Origin of the sequence: Pseudomonas sp. W17, from assembly GCF_040268305.1 — a bacterium.
Lineage (GTDB): Bacteria > Pseudomonadota > Gammaproteobacteria > Pseudomonadales > Pseudomonadaceae > Aquipseudomonas > Aquipseudomonas protegens.
This window is the reverse complement of sequence record NZ_CP158490.1, coordinates 1,466,727-1,482,293: the sequence shown is the minus strand read 5'-3', so window position 1 is coordinate 1,482,293 and position 15,567 is coordinate 1,466,727. Positions and strand designations below refer to the sequence as shown.

17 protein-coding genes are annotated in these 15,567 nt (G+C 63.3%); 7 read left to right on the top strand and 10 right to left on the bottom strand.

Features of this window, described 5'->3' with window-relative positions:
• Nucleotides 1–286: 286 nt before the first annotated feature.
• Nucleotides 287–1,474, top strand: a complete 1,188-nt coding sequence (gene nhaA / locus ABCR88_RS06730) for a Na+/H+ antiporter NhaA (protein WP_350023671.1) — start codon at nt 287–289, stop codon at nt 1,472–1,474.
• A gap of 79 nt (nt 1,475–1,553) precedes the next feature.
• Here nhaA and ABCR88_RS06725 read toward each other — a convergent pair whose 3' ends face one another.
• Nucleotides 1,554–2,018, bottom strand: a complete 465-nt coding sequence (locus tag ABCR88_RS06725) for a glycine zipper 2TM domain-containing protein (protein WP_041116308.1) — start codon at nt 2,016–2,018, stop codon at nt 1,554–1,556.
• A 174-nt stretch (nt 2,019–2,192) separates the two neighbouring features.
• Between ABCR88_RS06725 and ABCR88_RS06720 the strand changes: the two genes are divergently transcribed.
• Entirely contained in the window at nt 2,193–2,429 is a 237-nt protein-coding gene (locus ABCR88_RS06720; RefSeq protein WP_015634403.1) for a hypothetical protein, read from the top strand.
• A 12-nt stretch (nt 2,430–2,441) separates the two neighbouring features.
• Here the strand turns inward: ABCR88_RS06720 and pdxH are convergent, their stop codons facing one another.
• From pdxH to dinG, 5 genes are all read right to left on the bottom strand, one after another.
• On the bottom strand, nt 2,442–3,089 hold the full coding sequence (gene pdxH, locus ABCR88_RS06715; RefSeq protein WP_011059625.1) for a pyridoxamine 5'-phosphate oxidase: 648 nt from the start codon (nt 3,087–3,089) through the stop codon (nt 2,442–2,444).
• Nucleotides 3,090–3,112: 23 nt separating this feature from the next.
• Nucleotides 3,113–4,363, bottom strand: coding sequence for an OmpA family protein (locus tag ABCR88_RS06710; RefSeq protein WP_015634402.1), 1,251 nt, complete (start codon nt 4,361–4,363; stop codon nt 3,113–3,115).
• A 140-nt stretch (nt 4,364–4,503) separates the two neighbouring features.
• Nucleotides 4,504–5,649 (bottom strand): EstA family serine hydrolase, encoded by a 1,146-nt coding sequence (locus ABCR88_RS06705; RefSeq protein WP_041120565.1) that lies wholly within the window; start codon nt 5,647–5,649, stop codon nt 4,504–4,506.
• 160 nt (nt 5,650–5,809) lie between these two features.
• Nucleotides 5,810–8,197 carry a beta-galactosidase gene (locus ABCR88_RS06700; protein ID WP_041116307.1) on the bottom strand — a complete coding sequence of 796 codons (2,388 nt, stop codon included), beginning with the start codon at nt 8,195–8,197 and terminating at the stop codon, nt 5,810–5,812.
• A gap of 93 nt (nt 8,198–8,290) precedes the next feature.
• A complete protein-coding gene (dinG, locus tag ABCR88_RS06695; protein WP_015634399.1) occupies nt 8,291–10,435 on the bottom strand; it encodes an ATP-dependent DNA helicase DinG in 2,145 nt (714 codons plus the stop codon).
• 99 nt (nt 10,436–10,534) lie between these two features.
• On the opposite strand from dinG, the gene ABCR88_RS06690 reads away from it, so the two are divergent.
• The gene (locus tag ABCR88_RS06690) at nt 10,535–10,999 is read left to right on the top strand and encodes a CopD family protein (protein ID WP_041116305.1); all 465 of its coding nucleotides are present in this window, start codon (nt 10,535–10,537) and stop codon (nt 10,997–10,999) included.
• Nucleotides 11,000–11,059: 60 nt separating this feature from the next.
• On the opposite strand, the gene ABCR88_RS06685 is transcribed toward ABCR88_RS06690, so the two are convergent.
• The 3 genes from ABCR88_RS06685 to ABCR88_RS06675 form a co-directional block, all read right to left on the bottom strand.
• On the bottom strand, nt 11,060–11,818 hold the full coding sequence (locus ABCR88_RS06685; RefSeq protein WP_041116302.1) for a hypothetical protein: 759 nt from the start codon (nt 11,816–11,818) through the stop codon (nt 11,060–11,062).
• Nucleotides 11,811–12,089, bottom strand: a complete 279-nt coding sequence (locus ABCR88_RS06680; RefSeq protein ID WP_011059618.1) for a DUF1145 domain-containing protein — start codon at nt 12,087–12,089, stop codon at nt 11,811–11,813. Before ABCR88_RS06680 ends, ABCR88_RS06685 begins: the two co-directional genes overlap by 8 nt.
• A gap of 249 nt (nt 12,090–12,338) precedes the next feature.
• Nucleotides 12,339–13,028, bottom strand: a complete 690-nt coding sequence (locus ABCR88_RS06675; protein WP_011059617.1) for an OmpA family protein — start codon at nt 13,026–13,028, stop codon at nt 12,339–12,341.
• Between the two features lie 190 nt (nt 13,029–13,218).
• Here ABCR88_RS06675 and ABCR88_RS06670 point away from each other — a divergent pair, with 190 nt between their 5' ends.
• From ABCR88_RS06670 to ABCR88_RS06655, 4 genes are all read left to right on the top strand, one after another.
• Nucleotides 13,219–13,716: a DUF6231 family protein gene (locus tag ABCR88_RS06670; protein WP_041116301.1), complete on the top strand. Its 498-nt coding sequence runs from the start codon at nt 13,219–13,221 to the stop codon at nt 13,714–13,716.
• A gap of 4 nt (nt 13,717–13,720) precedes the next feature.
• Entirely contained in the window at nt 13,721–14,197 is a 477-nt protein-coding gene (locus ABCR88_RS06665; RefSeq protein ID WP_041116299.1) for a YchJ family protein, read from the top strand.
• Between the two features lie 64 nt (nt 14,198–14,261).
• Nucleotides 14,262–14,747, top strand: a complete 486-nt coding sequence (locus tag ABCR88_RS06660) for an LEA type 2 family protein (RefSeq protein WP_015634397.1) — start codon at nt 14,262–14,264, stop codon at nt 14,745–14,747.
• Nucleotides 14,748–14,753: 6 nt separating this feature from the next.
• The gene (locus ABCR88_RS06655; RefSeq protein WP_007923047.1) at nt 14,754–14,954 is read left to right on the top strand and encodes an SEC-C metal-binding domain-containing protein; all 201 of its coding nucleotides are present in this window, start codon (nt 14,754–14,756) and stop codon (nt 14,952–14,954) included.
• A gap of 49 nt (nt 14,955–15,003) precedes the next feature.
• Here ABCR88_RS06655 and ABCR88_RS06650 read toward each other — a convergent pair whose 3' ends face one another.
• Nucleotides 15,004–15,552 (bottom strand): cysteine hydrolase family protein, encoded by a 549-nt coding sequence (locus tag ABCR88_RS06650; RefSeq protein ID WP_232642758.1) that lies wholly within the window; start codon nt 15,550–15,552, stop codon nt 15,004–15,006.
• Nucleotides 15,553–15,567 lie beyond the last annotated feature (15 nt).

Sequence of the window (15,567 nt, the reverse complement as noted above, 5' to 3'; positions counted from 1 at the left end):
CAAGAAGATGAAATGCACCCAGCATAGGTGATCCAGGCTCGCGACGGGCAGGCGCCCTTTCCTGGAAAAAATGCCCCGTCAGCCGCTGCGGACGGACATGTTAGGAAATATCCTGCCCCCCTTACAGGTACAGCTATGAAGCAATTGGAAACACAACTGCAAGAGGGATTTTTCAGCAGCCCGCTTGCCTTCTGCATATAACAAAAAAGAATATAACTTTTGTTTTAACAACTAACTGTACGGGTTAGGGTGTGCCACCTTTTTAGTTTTTAGATGGAGAGCGACCTTGCCTCTGCGTAGCACTTTCACTCGTTTCTTTGCCATGGAAGCTGCCAGCGGTCTGTTATTGATCGCCGCAGCCATCCTGGCCCTGATTATCAACAACTCCCCCCTGTCCTGGCTGTACAACGGCCTGCTGGAAACCCCGGTGGTGGCCCAGGTTGGCGCCCTGAAGATCGCCAAGCCGCTGCTGCTGTGGATCAACGATGGCCTGATGGCACTGTTCTTCCTGCTGATAGGCCTGGAGGTCAAGCGCGAAGTGCTGGAGGGGCAGTTGGCCAAGCCGTCGCAGATCGTCCTGCCCGGCGCAGCGGCCATCGGCGGCATGCTGGTGCCGGCGCTGATCTACTGGTTCCTCAACCGTGACAACCCGCCCGCCCTCAATGGCTGGGCGATTCCCACCGCCACCGACATCGCCTTCGCCCTCGGGGTGCTGGCCTTGCTGGGCAAGCGGGTGCCGACCTCGCTGAAACTGTTCCTGATGACCCTGGCGATCATCGATGACCTGGGAGCGATCGTGATCATCGCGATCTTCTACTCCGGCACGCTGTCGACCCTGTCGCTGATGCTGGCTGGCGCCTGCATCGCCGCCCTGGTGGCGATGAACCGGATGGGCGTGGTCAAGCTCGGGCCCTACATGATCATCGGCCTGATCCTCTGGGTCTGCGTGCTCAAGAGCGGGGTCCACGCGACCCTGGCCGGCGTGACCCTGGCCTTCTGCATACCCTTGCGTACCCGCAACGCCGAACCCTCGCCGCTCAAGGCGCTGGAACACGCCCTGCATCCCTGGGTGTCGTTCGGCATCCTGCCGCTGTTCGCCTTCGCCAATGCCGGGCTGTCGCTGAGCGGCGTGACCCTCGAAAGCTTCACCCACCATGTCCCCATGGGGATCGCGGTCGGCCTGCTGCTGGGCAAGACCATCGGCGTCTTCGGCCTGACCTGGATGACAGTGAAAACCGGTATCGCTGCCTTGCCGTCCGGGGCCAACTGGGGCCAGGTGCTCGGCGTGGCAATTCTGTGTGGCATCGGCTTCACCATGAGCCTGTTCGTCGGCTCTCTGGCCTTCGAGCCCGGCAGCAGCGAATACGCCGGCATGGACCGCATGGGCATCCTGACCGGTTCACTGTTTGCGGCCCTGATCGGTTACGCCGTCACCGCCGCTGCCAGCCGCAGAAACAACACCCTGGCGTCCTGATCCGCAGCGCTTGGACAGGCTGAAAACACAAAACCCCGACCAGTTGCCTGGCCGGGGTTTTGTTTTGTAGCAGGGAGGGTCAGCGGGTAACGCGGCTGGTACCGTTGACCGTCATGATGCGCACGCGGTCGCCCACGCGGAACACTTCGTTTTCCTGAACCTGCTGCACATAGGCACGCATGCTGCCGTCGTCTTCACGCACGGTGATTTCAACGCCCTGGGTACGGGTCAGGCCTTCTTCAGTGGCCGAACCCAGCAGGCCACCGGCAACTGCACCGATGACTGCGGTGACGATGCTGCCACGGCCGCCGCCGATGGCGCTGCCGCCAACGCCGCCGATCACAGCACCTGCAGCGCCGCCGATCGGGGTCTTGGTGCCTTCGATTTTCACCGGACGCAGGGATTCGATGGTGCCCATGCGCACGGTTTGCACACGACGCGCTTCATCACGGGAATAGGAGTCACCGGTCAGGTTGGAGGCACAGCCACCGAGCAACATTGTCATCGTGGTGAAGGATGCAACCAGCAAAACAGACTTACGCATAGGATCAACTCCAAAGGACAGATAATCATTAGACTCCGCAGCTTGACGCCTGTCACGGCGTCGCCCGGATAAAATTGCTTTCATTCAGCCAAAGTACAGGCTGTGTAAACGCCAGGCTTTCTCATTACGGTAGCTCCAGCTCCCTGCATAGCACCACCGAACAAAGGATTTTCCATGGACTACTTCATCATCATCGCGACCACCGCTGCAGGCTTGTATTTCCACTGGTGGCTGTATGTACGCATCAAACGCTGGACCGATAGGGACCTGGCCCTCTCCCTGGCCGGAGCCGATGCCCAGAAGAAGCAATTCATGCTGGAGCAACTGGCCGAGGCCCAGCGCCAGAAAGTAAAACGCCGGGACCTGCCGCAATGGCTGGAAACCGCTGCGGCCGGCTACCCCGGCGAGTGACCTGCAATCCGATCAAGGAGCCAGACGTTCGCGGACCCACTCCTGGCCTTGCAGGCGATAGTTCAAACGGTCATGCAGTCGGCTGGGGCGCCCCTGCCAGAACTCGATGCGCTCCGGCAGCAGGCGATAACCACCCCAGTGTTCCGGGCAATCGGGCTGGCTATCGCTGAAGCGAGCTTCAGTGGCCTTGAGCAACTCTTGCAGTTCGTCACGATCGGCGATCACCCGGCTCTGCGGTGAAGCCCAGGCTCCCAGCCGGCTGCCTAGGGGACGCACCTGATAATAGGCATCGGACTCCTGCGGAGTGACCTTGACCACCCGCCCTTCAATCCGCACCTGACGCTCCAGGGTCGGCCAGAAGAACGTCATGGCGGCGAAGGGCCGTGCAGCCAGCTGCTGGCCCTTGGCGCTCTCGTAGTTGGTGAAGAAGGTGAAGCCCTGCTCATCCAGGCCCTTGAGCAACAGGATGCGGCAGTGAGGGCGACCATCGGTATCGACGGTCGCCACGGTCATGGCATTGGCTTCCACCGGCGGTTGCTCGGTTTTCACCGCATCGGCAAACCACTGGTGGAACAGCGCAAAAGGTTCAGCCGGGGCCTGCGCCTCGGACAAGCCGTCGCGAGTGTAGTCGCGGCGCATATCAGCCAGGGACTGAGTCATGCCTGCTTCCTTATCCTTGAAAATCAGTTTTTAGCCTGGGCGGTAGCCGTTGCGGTCTTCGAAGAGGCGGCGGCCTTCTTCACCGGAGCCTTCTTGGCTGCCGGCTTCTTGGCCACGGTAGCCTTCTTCGCAGGCGCCGCTTTCTTGGCAGAAGCCGCGGGTACTGGAGGCACGGCATCCTGTACGGCAACCATTTCAGTCTCGGAAGGCGTCGGCTGGTTGTACTTGCTCAGCAGGCCCAGCATGGTGCTGCGCTGGGTCAGCATGATTTCCACCCGACGGTTCAGCGAGCGACCCTGGGGGCTGTCGTTGGCGGCACGCGGCATCACCGAACCCATGCCACGCAGCATCAGGCGGTCCTGCTTCAGGCCGCTGAGGCTGAAGATCGCCGCTACGGACTGGGCACGATCACGGCTCAGCTTCTGGTTGGCCAGGGTCGGGCCGGTGGCGTCGGCATGGCCGAGAATCAATACGGCAGTCTTCGGATCACCTTCCACCGCCTTGGCGACGCGGGTGAACGGACCCAGGGTGACCGGCAGCAGCATGGCTGGACGATCCGGGTTGAACGAGGCATCTACCAGCGCAGTGACCACCAGCACGTTTTCACGACGCTCGATCTGCAGCTTGCTGTCCTTCACCGCTTCGCGCAGGCGTGGCTCGTAGTCGTCCAGCCAGGCTTGGGTGATTTTCGGGTCGGGCATCGGGATGTCCGCCACATTGACCTTGCTCAAAGGCTTGGGCTGGCTCTTGGGGAACGGCCACCACCAGTGGGTTTCGGAGTCGGCTGCCGCTGCCACTGCCGGCGCTGGGGCAGGCTCGGCCTTCTTCGCTTCGGCCACTGGCTTGTCGGAAGAATCCTTGGAGGAGAACGGCCACCACCACTTGCTACTCTCGGCCTTGGCGGCAGGAGCGGCAGGGGCTGCGGCAACGACCGGCGCTGGAGCTGGAGCGGGCTCGGCAGCAGCGACAGGCGCCGGCTTGGCGCCAGCAGCGGCCTTGGCGGCAGGGGCCGGGTGCTTGCCAGCGGCTGTGTTCTTGGCAGCAGGGGCCGGTGCAGCGGCCTTGGCCACTACCGCAGGCTTGCTTGCAGAAGCGGCAGGTGCGGCTTCAGTGGTGGCAACCGGCTTTTCAGGCGCAGCTGCGGTTTCCTTGCTGCTGGCCTTATCGGAGCCGAATGACCACCAATGGCCGCCATCCGCTTCATTTTGTGGGGTTTGCGCGCAACCGGTAACGGTCAGGCAGATGGCCAAGGCTAGAGACTTGTTCGACGACATGGGATATCCACAAAATGAGATAAAAAATTCGGTCTAAACAACCGTTACAAACAGACGCTTGGAAATTATAAAAGCCACAGGGTTCCATCCTGCAGCTTTCCAAGCATGTTTAAGCAAAAAAGTTCTTAACAGCAACCTTTTTACAGACAATCCGACAAAACCCGCACCAGCTTCTGTGCCCGAGGGTCCATCAATACATAGGGCCCCAGGGTATTTGTCACAAAACCGAACGCCACATCATGCTCCGGGTCAGCAAAACCGATGGAGCCCCCTGCCCCCGGATGCCCGAACGCCCGCGCGCCCAGGCCAAAGGTGGCATTGGCTACCTGGGGCTGATCGAGCATGCAACCCAGGCCGAAGCGGGTCTGGGTCAGCAACGTCTTGTCCATGCCCAGGCTGTGCTCCCGAGTCAGCTCTTCGAGCATGTCGGCTTCCAGCAAACTGCCGTCCAGCAGGCCGCTGTAGAACCCGGCGAGGCTGCGGGCATTGCCGTGGCCGTTGGCCGCCGGCTGCTGCATGCGCCGCCACTCGGGTTTATTGGTGCTGGTCAGGATAGACGGTGGATTGGTAAACGCCCGAGTACTCATCGCATCGGGTTCGCGCATGGTGACTTGCAGCAGGCGCTGGGCCGCAGCATCGCCCATATTGCCCTTGCCACGGGCGATATGCGCCACGCGGTAGAACTCCTCATCGGCCAGGCCGACATGGAAGTCCAACCCCAAAGGCCTGGCGACCCGGGCCACGATGGACTCCCCCGGCCCGCGCCCATCGGCACGCCGGATCAACTCGCCCACCAGCCAGCCATAGGTGATGGCTGCGTAGCCGTGCCCCTCACCGGGCGTCCACCAGGGCTGCTCGGCGGCCAGGGCATCGACCATGGTCTGCCATTCGTACAGGGCTTGCGCGGGCAACAGCTCGCGCACTGCCGGCAGGCCGGCCTGATGGCAGAGCAACTGGCGCAAAGTAATGGCTGCCTTGCCCGCCGCGGCGAATTCCGGCCAGTAGTCGGCCACGGGCGCATCCAGCTTGAGCTTGCCCTCGGCCACCAACTGCAGGGCGGTGACCGCGGTAAAGGTCTTAGTGCAGGAGAACAGGTTGGCAATGGTGTCGCTGTGCCAGGCCTCGGCGCCGTCCTTGTCCGCGGTACCGGCCCACAGGTCGATGACGCTTTCCCCGCCGATCTGGATGCACAGCGCCGCGCCACGCTCCTGGGAGTCCTCGAACAGGGCGGCGAACGCCTCGCGTACCGCTTCGAATTTAAGCTCGTAATGACCTTGAATCTGCACCCCTGGCTCCCCCTGCAACAAAGCTCGACAACGTGGCGCGCATTGTTCCAGCCCCGAAGGCATTTGGGAACAGCCGGCGAGCTGACGGCTATCACCGGCAAACCCTCGTTTCAGAGGGCTGCCCGGGGTTTCCCGGAAAGCCGCTCAGGCCTTGTGAACGTCAATGACCGTTGCCGGCATGGCCTCCGGCATGCCCGCCCGGGCCCTTGCCGGCACGGCCTTTGTCAGCACCATCGCCCCCATGCTCGCCAGCCACGGCCTGCTCCGCCTCGACCCGAGCCTGCTCCGCGGCCTTGCCCAACTGGTCAATGGCCTGCAGGTTGCTCTTGCGCACGCTGTCGACAAAGCCCTGGAACGGCACATCGGTGATGCCCACCAGGCCGAAATGGCCGTTTTCACCGTCCAGCAAGCGCCCGGTCACCGGCTGGTCCAGGTACTGGAACCAGTGCACGCCGACAATCGACGGCTCGCTGACCGCCTGCTTGAGGAAGTTGGCATAGGCCGGGCCACGGTCCTCTTCCCGGGCCAGCTCGGTCACACCGCCCCAGAACGGACCGCGATCCCGGGAACCGAAGTTGAACTCGGTCACCAGTACCGGCTTGTCGAGGCTGCGCAGGTAGGCAAAGTCCTGACCGTCCTGGGGCTTGAGGGTGTACATGTTGAAGCTCAGGACATCGCAGTACTGGGCGCAGGAAGCCACGGCCTCAGGGTTGCTCACGGCAAACCGCCCGCCCAGCAGCAGGTGGTTGGGGGCGTGCCATTTCAGCGAGTCGGAGATGGTCTTGAAGTAGGTATCGGCGAAGACCTTCTGGAAATACTTGAAGTCGGCCTCGATCTCCGGGTGCTCCGGGCTCGGCAACGGCGGCACGAACCCCGGGTCTTCCATCAACTCCCAGGCCGGCAGGTCGATGCCCCAGGCTTTCGACAGCCCGGCCTGGTTGCGGTACTTGTCCCGCAGTTGCTTGAGAAACGCGCGCTTGGCCGGTACGTCGGTGGTCAGGCGCAGGGTGCCGTAGGCCAGGGCATAGCGGGATTTCGCATCATCGCCGGGGCCGGCCCAGGCCAATTCGTTGTCGGCAAAGTAGCCGATCAGCCAGGGGTCGTCCCGATGGTCGCGGGCGGCAATGGCCACGGCACGTTCGGTGGCCATGGCAAAGCGCGGGTCGAAAGGATCCGGCATGCCGCCCCACCAGTCACTGCCGGTGCTGATGCTGGCGTAATCACCCACGATCGACAGCGGCAAGGTGTAAGGCACCCGGTCGGCCAGCCCCAGGGCCGGAGCGCTCCAGTTGCCGATGGTATTGAAGCCCCAGGCCTGCAAGCGGTCCAGGGTGTGGCCAACCCAGCGTTTCTGGTCGAAGGCCGGTGCCACGCAAGGAGTTGCCTGGGGCGCCGGCGAGGTGTCGGCCGGCGCCTGCTGCGCAGTGGCGCTGTCCGCGGTGCAGGGCTTGCCGTAGGTCCGTTGCAGGTTGGCCTGATAGAAGTCATACCAGCGCCCTGAACCATAGCCACGGCCCTGATCGGCGCCATTACCGCCACGGTTGTCGCCTTCACCGTAATACGCCGCCAGGGGTTCGTCGTCCTTGGGCAAGGCGCCGAACATCCATTCCCGGCCCGCGACATAGGTCTGGTTGTTGTCGGGCGCCACAGTATTGACCCCCAGGGAATAGAACGGATGCCCCTGCGGGGTCACGAGGAACCAGCGGCCATCGCGTTTTTCCGTGCGAAAGAAGCCGCTGGCCTTGAAGCTCGGCCCCTTGTTCCAGCCACCGTAGCTGTCCAGCGAAGCCTTCTCGCGCTCCCCCAGCCAGCCCTGGAGCTGTTGCTGCTCCTTGGCGTCGGCCGCCTTGAGCTGATCGTCGCTGGTGATTTTTTCCGGCCAGCGGGCCCGGGTCGATTGACCGTAGGCATCCACCAGGGAACCGTAGACCGCCTTGATCACCCCCTCGCCATCCTGCACGCCGAAACGCTCCAGCAGAATGCTCTGGGCCGCCTTGGGGTTGTCCATGGACAAGGTCACCGACACCACCTGGCTGCGGTCCAGTTGCCCTTCACTGCTGGCCAGCAGGATGCGCTGGCCGTCCAGGGTCATCGGCATCGGTGGCGCGGCCTTCATGCCCTGGCTCAGCGGACTGCTGGCCACCAGTGGCACCAGCAGGGTCTGCGCCGGGCCGGCCGGCAGGTCGACGCGGCTGACCAGGGTCTTGCCGTCATTGCTCTGGATGGTCACGTAGAGGGTCAGGGCCCAGTTCATCGCGCTCTGGATACGCAGGCTCATCATCCCCGACTGCGACCAGTCCCAGGCCCCGCTCTGGGGCGCCAGGCTCAGGCTCGGCCGGCTCGTGGGGTTGAAAATGATGCGCCGCAGCACTTCGCCTTCGGCCGTTTGCTCTGCGTTGGATTGCGGCAGGCTGGCATCCTGTGTCGCCACCTGCACCACAGCAGCAGGTCGGACAAAGTTGAACAGCGTCTGTTGTCCGGCAGGGGCCGTCCAGACGGGCGCGGCAAACAACAGGGCAAATACAGCGGGCAACGAACGGCGAATCATATGAACCTGGCTCTCCCTAAAGACCGATGAACGGCCGGTGCTGAAGCGGTGACATGAAATAGACAGCACGGCACGCAAATATGCGGGCCGTGCTTAAGATATTTCTCGGCGAAACGGCGGCAAGGCATTGAGGATAGCCTTGCCATAGCGCTGGGTGACCAGACGGCGGTCCAGCAGAGTGATGGTGCCGCGGTCCTGTTCGGTGCGCAGCAGGCGACCGCAGGCCTGGACCAGCTTGAGGGATGCATCCGGCACCGAGATTTCCATGAACGGGTTGCCGCCACGGGCTTCGATCCACTCCGCCAGCGCCGCCTCCACCGGGTCATCCGGCACCGAGAACGGGATCTTGGCGATCACCACGTGTTCGCAGTAGGCCCCGGGCAAGTCCACCCCTTCGGCGAAACTCGCCAGGCCGAACAGCACGCTGGAATCGCCACCGTCGACCCGCGCCTTGTGCTTGTTCAGGGTTTCCTGCTTGGACAGGTTGCCCTGGATGAACACCTGCTTGCGCCAGTCCCGGTCCAGGCCGTCGAACACGTCCTGCATCTGCTTGCGCGAGGAGAACAGCACTAGGGTGCCCCGCGAGCCCTCCACCAGTTCCGGCAGGTCGCGGATGATCGCCGCGGTATGCGCCGGCGCGTCCCGCGGGTCGGCCCGCAGGTCGGGTACCCGCAGCACCCCGGCATCGGCATGGTGGAAAGGGCTCGGCACCACGGCGGTCACGGCCTTTTTCGGCAGGCCGGCACGCATGCGGAAACGGTCGAAAGTGCCCAGGGCAGTCAGGGTCGCCGACGTAACCAGGGCACCGTAGGCCACGTTCCACAGATTGCGCCGGAGCATTTCCGCAGCGAGGATCGGGCTGGCGTTGACCTCGATATCGAACAGCGAGCCGCTTTCGGCCAGGGTCAGCCAACGGGCCATGGGCGGATTGTCTTCCGGGTCCTCGATGGTGAAGGCGGTCCAAAGTTCCCAGTTGCCCGAGGCACGGGCCAGCAGGCTGCCGAACAGCGGGTACCACTCTTCGGCCTGGTTGCTGGCGATACCGATGTTGACCTCGCCATCCATGCCTTCCTTGAGCAACTCGGTCAGGCGGGTGAACAGGTCGGTGAGACGGGAAAAGCCCTTTTTCAGCTCCAGGCCCATCTCGCGCATATGCTCGGGGATCAGCCCGCCGACAAAACGGTGGCGTGGCCGCTCGCGGCCTTCCATGTCCTCGCCGGTGCGGAAATCGGCGATCTGCTCGCAGGCGGTGAACATGAACTGCTGCTGGGTCTTGATCTCCCGCGCCAGCTCCGGCACCTGCTCGATCAGGCGCCCCAGATCACCCGGCAACGGATGCTGGGCCAGCAGCTTGGTGAGGTTCTTGGCGGTCTGCTCCAGCCAGTCGGCAGTGGAGCGCAGGCGGGTGTAATGGGCGAAGTGGCCAATGGCCTTGTCCGGCAGGTGGTGACCTTCGTCGAACACATAGAGGGTGTCGCGCGGGTCCGGCAGCACGGCGCCGCCGCCCAGTGCCAGGTCGGCCAGGACCATGTCGTGGTTGGTGACAATCACATCGACCTTGCCCATGCCTTCACGAGCCTTGTAGAAGGCGCACTGGCCGAAGTTCGGGCAATGGCGGTTGGTGCACTGGCTGTGGTCGGTGGTCAGGCGCGCCCAGTCGGCGTCTTCCAGGGCAGTGGGCCAGCTGTCGCGGTCGCCGTCCCATTTATTGCCGGCGAGTTTTTCGATCATGCTGGTGAACAGCTTCTGGCTGGCTTCATCCACTTCGATCTTGAAGCCTTCTTCCTCGAACAGCTGGGCCGTGGCGGTTTGGGCGTGGCCTTCCTGGAGCAGCATGTCGAGCTTGGACAGGCACATGTAGCGACCGCGGCCCTTGGCCAGGGAGAAGCTGAAGTTCAGCCCGCTGTTGCGCATCAGGTCGGGCAGGTCCTTGTAGACGATCTGCTCTTGCAGGGCGACGGTGGCGGTAGCGATCACCAGGCGCTTGCCGGCGGCCTTGGCCGTGGGAATCGCCGCCAGGCTGTAGGCCACGGTCTTGCCGGTACCGGTGCCGGCTTCCACGGCGACCACCGCCGGGTCGCCACTGCGCCGGCCTTCGTCGTCGGTGTCGATATCACCCAGGACCTTGGCCACTTCGGCGATCATCAGGCGCTGGCCGTAACGCGGCTTGAGGCTCTTGGCTTCGAGAAAACGCGAGTAGGCGCCCTGGATCGTGGTTTTGAGTTCGTTGCTGATCATGGTTTTTCGGGCGCACAAAACGCTGGATAAATTTTCAGTGGTTCGAATCGGCCGCTATCATACCCCGCTAATTCATCCCGCGCAGAACGGAGTACCCGAATGACCCCTTTCGCCCTTGCCTACACCCTGCATGTCCTGGCCGCCCTGGTCTGGGTCGGCGGCATGTTCTTCGCCTGGATGGTCCTGCGCCCGGCGGCCATGGTGGCCCTGGAGGGGCCGGCGCGGCTGAAGTTGTGGGCACAAGTGTTTCCGCGTTTTTTCGTCTGGGTGTGGATCGCTGTGGTGCTGTTGCCGATCAGCGGTATCGGCCTGCTGCATTTGCGCTTCAGCGGCTTTGAAACCGCGCCCAAGTATGTGCAGATCATGATGGGCCTGTACCTGGTGATGACCGCCCTGTTCATCCGCATCCAGTCCCTGCAGTTGCCGGAGCTGCGCAAGGCAGTAGCGGCCGATGATTGGCCCGCTGGCGCCGCAGCGCTGGGCAAGATCCGCCGGTTGGTGGGCAGCAACCTGATCATCGGCCTGGTGCTGGTCGCCCTGGCGGCGGCCCGGCCGACCTTCTGAAAACAGGCCGCCCGCTACAGAAGCGGGCGGCCGGGCAAGGTTCAACGCAAGCGTTACGGCTTACAGGCGCTGCACCGTCAGCGCGCCCGGCTCGCCGGCCGGGCCGGGCTGCCCCTGGGCGCCGGGCCGTCCGCTCTTGCCACCGTCGGCGCGGTACACCAGGCAGCCCTTGGACTTGCCGCCCGCACCCGGCTTGCCACCGGCACCGGCCAGCCCGCCTGCGCCACCATCGACCCAGACCTTGATCTGCTCGCTGGGGAAGTCCCGCGGCAGTTCCACCCGGACCTGGGCGCCTGCCGCACCAGGACGGCCATCGCCGCCATTGTCGCCGTCAGCCCCACGCCCCGCGCTGCCCCAGGTGCAGCCCGGTTCCTGGCCATTGGCGCCATCCAGACCGACATAACCCGGCGCACCGGCACCACCCCGGGCGTCCACGGACAGCGTCTCGGCCTGCAACGACTCGATGCGCAGGTTCAAGTTGCGCCCCGGCTTGGCGGCCTTCAGGTAGGTACCCGGCGCGCCGCGGGAAGTGATCTGGCTGCCCGCTTCCAGCTCCGCACGGCGGACAGTCAAGTGCAGGCTCTGTTCGGTAGGGACGATGGCGATCCGCGCCTCATGCCCCAGCCGCAGTTCGTCCACCTTGAGTTCGGTGACATTGGCCGGGATCAGCAAGGTGCCATAGTCCGCCACTTCCAGCCGCTCCAGTTGCAGAGTGCTGGCGGTATTGGGCAGACGCATCAGGGAATTGGTTTCGACCTTGACCACCTGGGCCATGGCCAGGGGGCTGCAGAAAAGAGCCAGCAGGCAGAGCTTACGCATGGTCGGCCTCGACAACGACAGGAGCAGGAAGAGTCTGCAGGTGGAAGATCCCCACCAGCAGGATGTACAGCCGGTCACGCCAGGGATGTGGCCGATCCTTGAGGCTGCCGTTGAACAGCAGCAGTTCCAGCAAATGGGTCAGCAGCAACAGGCTGCCCGCCAGATTCACTAGAAGATGCAGCGGGTTGATCAACGGCCTGGCCAGGTTGATCAGCACCACCAACCAGAAAACCAAGGTCAGAAACTTCCCCAGCCCCCATAAAACCTTCATACGCTCCCCTCGTGAATTATTCTTTGCGCGCACAGTAACGACTTATCCCGGGGGTAAGCCAGAGGGGAATGAAAATTCTTCACGAAGTGGCTGTTTAGCCACCGGATCGACGAGGATCGCCCGTTACAGACAGGCTGAGCCCATCGCCGAGAAGGCACCGGGATCAAAGGCTCCTGCGCCATCAGCATGGTCCTGGCACAGGAGCAGAGGCGGCCACGTGCGGCTCGTCGCCGCACAGGCCCTGGGGTTTCAGCGGTTGATCTGGATTTCCGTACGACGGTTCATCGCCCGGCCTTCGGCGGTCTTGTTATCCGCCACTGGCTTGCTTTCACCGGCGCCGGTTACCGAGACGAAGCTGCTGCGGGGAATGCCGTTGCTGATCAGGTATTCCACGACCGAGTGGGCGCGCTTGTCCGAGAGTTTCTGGTTGTAGGCATCGCTGCCGACGCTGTCGGTATGGCCGGTCACTCGCAGTTGGGCACTCGACGCCTCCTGTTTCAGTCGGGTGACGATGGTGTTGAGCTTGGTTTTATCGGCATCGGTCAGCTTGGCCGAGTCGAAATGGAAGTGCACATCACGAATGACAATGGTTTCTTCCTTGACCACTACCACCTCTTCTACCACCGGCGGCGGTGGTGGGCAGCCGTTGGCATCGACCTGGACGCCTCTGGGTGTGTGGGGGCACTTGTCGCGGCTGTCCGGCACGCCATCGCCGTCCTCGTCGCCATCACCTTTTACCCAGCAGTACGCACCTGCCAGGCCACCGACTACCAGTGCGCCGCCGCCCGCCCACGAGGAGCTTTCGGTGGCGCCCAGCGCCGCGCCCGTGACGCCACCTACCGCGGCGCAGATCGGCCAGTCGGTTTTCTGCAAACCTGCACAACCCGTCAACACACTGGTTAACAGAACCAGGGGTACTGCCGTGCGAATGATGCTCATTTGATTTCTCCTGAGGGATCGGCTCAAGGCCGATTCACGGAGTAAAGACCGCGCATTTCATCTGCGCCAGCACCTGGCTATCACCGGTTTCGCCCCGTAAACACGGGAGGCTCGCCGATTTAGTGGTGAACCGCTCTAGGCCCGCAGATGCCGGCACGCTAGTCTTTAGCGTTCTGACCGAGGAGCTAAGATGAGCGCCGGCATTTCTAACCGTACCCCGCAGCAGGCCCTGGCGGCTTTGCTGGATCGCTACGCGCCACAACAGCTGCTGCTGATCGGTGCCAGCGACTTCCCCGCCCTGGCTGCTTTCAAAGAGGCCCACCCCACGACCCAAGTGGCCCAGGCGGCACCCGGCCCTCTGCCTGCGCAACTGGCAGCGCGGCGTTTCGACCTGGCCCTGGCCGTGGATTGCCTGGAGCACCTGCCCAAGCGCGACGGCCTGAACCTGCTGGGAGGCATCCGCAACCTCAATGCCAGCCGGATCGCCGTACTGGCCGATCTGCAGGCCTGCGGCTGGCAGGAAACCGACTTCTATTCCCTGGCGTTGCAGGCCAGCGAACGCTTTCAGCGCGATGAACAGGTCCTGACCCTGTTCACCTATGATCTGCTTGAATACAAGCAAGTGCCCGATTGGCTCAATTCACGGTTCTGGGCAAACCCGGAAAACTTTGGAAAGTATTGGTGGTAACACAATGAGTGCCTCGATTTGTCCCTGCGGCAGCGGCAACCTGCTGGATGCCTGCTGCGGCCACTACCATGCCGGCCATCCCGCGCCCAGCGCGCAAGTCCTGATGCGTTCGCGCTACAGCGCCTATGTGCTGGGGCAGGTGGATTACCTGCTGGCCACCACCCTGCCGGCGCAACAGGCGGGCCTGGATCGCCAGTCCATCAGCGACTGGAGCGCCCAAAGCACCTGGCTGGGGTTGCAGGTCGAAAGCTCGGAAGTCTTCGGCGGCCAGCCCGAGCATGCCTTTGTCACTTTTACTGCCCGCTGGCACGACAGCCAGGGCGAGCATAGCCACCGCGAACGCTCATCCTTCGTGCAGAACCAGGGACGCTGGTATTTCATCGACCCCACGGTTCCCCTCAAATCCGGCCGCAACGACGCCTGCCCCTGTGGCAGCGGGCACAAGTTCAAGAAGTGCTGCGCCAGCTACTTCAGCCGCTGAGCCGCGACCGGCCGATACCAACCCGGGCCCAGGATGGGCACCGGCATCCAGAGGGAGTCTTGCAATGATCGGTGAGCTGCGTGCGTTACGAACCTTGTGCCTGCTCGGCGCGCTGGGCCTGACGGGTTGTGCCTCCTGGTTCAGCGATGAGTCCGTCGACCCGACGGTGCATCTGGTCAAGGTCGAGGTGGTCAAGGCCAACCTGCTGGAACAACGCTTCACCCTGCACCTGCGGGTGGATAACCCCAACGACAGCGACCTGACCGTGCGTCGCCTGACCTACAAGGTCTACCTGGAGCGCTTCCTGCTCAGCGAAGGCGAGCACGAACACTGGTTCACCGTCACGCCCCACAGCAGCCGCTTCTTCAAGGTGCCGGTGCGGACCAACCTGTGGCCGCAGATCCGCGATGTGGTGAAATTGCTGCGCAAGCCCGAGCGACCTATCCCCTACCGCCTCGAAGGGGAACTGGAAATCGGATTATTCATCGGCCAGGACGTGCACCTGAAGCGCAATGGCGTGATAATTCCCGGCGATTTTATCCCGGAGTAACCCGCAATGACCCAGCAACCTCATGTCCATGGCCCTGACTGCAACCACGATCATGACCACCACGATCACGACCATGGCCATGTTCACGGCCCGCACTGCAACCACGCTCACCAGGAGCCGGTACGCAACGCACTGAAAGACGTTGGCCGCAACGACCCCTGCCCATGCGGCAGCAGCAAGAAATTCAAGAAGTGCCACGGCGCTTGATCTGAGCGCGGGAGAGGCTTGTCCGCGCGACTTCGCCGTCCGACCTCTCCTAAAAAAGCTGCGCCAGGGTCAACACCGTGGCGTACTCGCCGTGCAGGTTGGCCAGCGACATGTCATGCACCTCCTCGGCAGAACGGGCGCGACCGGCGAAGTCGAGCTTGTCGAAGGTAAAGCAGGCGTCGGCCACTACCCATACCGCAAAGCCCAGGTTACCGGCGGTTCTCGCCGTCGACTCCACCGAGTTGTTGGTGGCAACACCGACTATCACCAACTGTCCGATCCCCTGTCGGCGCAGATCCGCCTCCAGCGAGGTGCCACAAAAAGCATCCGGCACCTGTTTCTGAATCAGCCACTCCCCCGTTTGCGGGCGAAAGCGCGGCTGAAACTCTACCCCCGGCTGCCCGGGCCAGAACACCGAATCCGTCGAGCGCGACAGATGCTGCACATGGATCACCGGCCAACCCCGGGTGCGCCAAAGAGCCAGCAACTCGAGCATCCGCTCTTCTGCCTCGGGATTGTTTCGTGGACCGAGCCGGGGGTGCAGGATGCCTTGCTGTTGATCGATGAGTATCAACGCCGTGTCGGCCGGAATGGGCATTGAGCATTCTCCGTT

Excerpts from the sequence above, each read along its gene's own strand:
- ABCR88_RS06725 (WP_041116308.1), bottom strand. The coding sequence starts at position 2,018 with ATGCGTAAGTCTGTTTTGCTGGTTGCATCCTTCACCACGATGACAATG.
- ABCR88_RS06720 (WP_015634403.1), top strand. The coding sequence starts at position 2,193 with ATGGACTACTTCATCATCATCGCGACCACCGCTGCAGGCTTGTATTTC.
- pdxH (WP_011059625.1), bottom strand. The coding sequence starts at position 3,089 with ATGACTCAGTCCCTGGCTGATATGCGCCGCGACTACACTCGCGACGGC.
- ABCR88_RS06710 (WP_015634402.1), bottom strand. The coding sequence starts at position 4,363 with ATGTCGTCGAACAAGTCTCTAGCCTTGGCCATCTGCCTGACCGTTACC.
- ABCR88_RS06700 (WP_041116307.1), bottom strand. The coding sequence starts at position 8,197 with ATGATTCGCCGTTCGTTGCCCGCTGTATTTGCCCTGTTGTTTGCCGCG.
- dinG (WP_015634399.1), bottom strand. The coding sequence starts at position 10,435 with ATGATCAGCAACGAACTCAAAACCACGATCCAGGGCGCCTACTCGCGT.
- ABCR88_RS06690 (WP_041116305.1), top strand. The coding sequence starts at position 10,535 with ATGACCCCTTTCGCCCTTGCCTACACCCTGCATGTCCTGGCCGCCCTG.
- ABCR88_RS06685 (WP_041116302.1), bottom strand. The coding sequence starts at position 11,818 with ATGCGTAAGCTCTGCCTGCTGGCTCTTTTCTGCAGCCCCCTGGCCATG.
- ABCR88_RS06680 (WP_011059618.1), bottom strand. The coding sequence starts at position 12,089 with ATGAAGGTTTTATGGGGGCTGGGGAAGTTTCTGACCTTGGTTTTCTGG.
- ABCR88_RS06675 (WP_011059617.1), bottom strand. The coding sequence starts at position 13,028 with ATGAGCATCATTCGCACGGCAGTACCCCTGGTTCTGTTAACCAGTGTG.
- ABCR88_RS06670 (WP_041116301.1), top strand. The coding sequence starts at position 13,219 with ATGAGCGCCGGCATTTCTAACCGTACCCCGCAGCAGGCCCTGGCGGCT.
- ABCR88_RS06665 (WP_041116299.1), top strand. The coding sequence starts at position 13,721 with ATGAGTGCCTCGATTTGTCCCTGCGGCAGCGGCAACCTGCTGGATGCC.
- ABCR88_RS06660 (WP_015634397.1), top strand. The coding sequence starts at position 14,262 with ATGATCGGTGAGCTGCGTGCGTTACGAACCTTGTGCCTGCTCGGCGCG.
- ABCR88_RS06655 (WP_007923047.1), top strand. The coding sequence starts at position 14,754 with ATGACCCAGCAACCTCATGTCCATGGCCCTGACTGCAACCACGATCAT.
- ABCR88_RS06650 (WP_232642758.1), bottom strand. The coding sequence starts at position 15,552 with ATGCCCATTCCGGCCGACACGGCGTTGATACTCATCGATCAACAGCAA.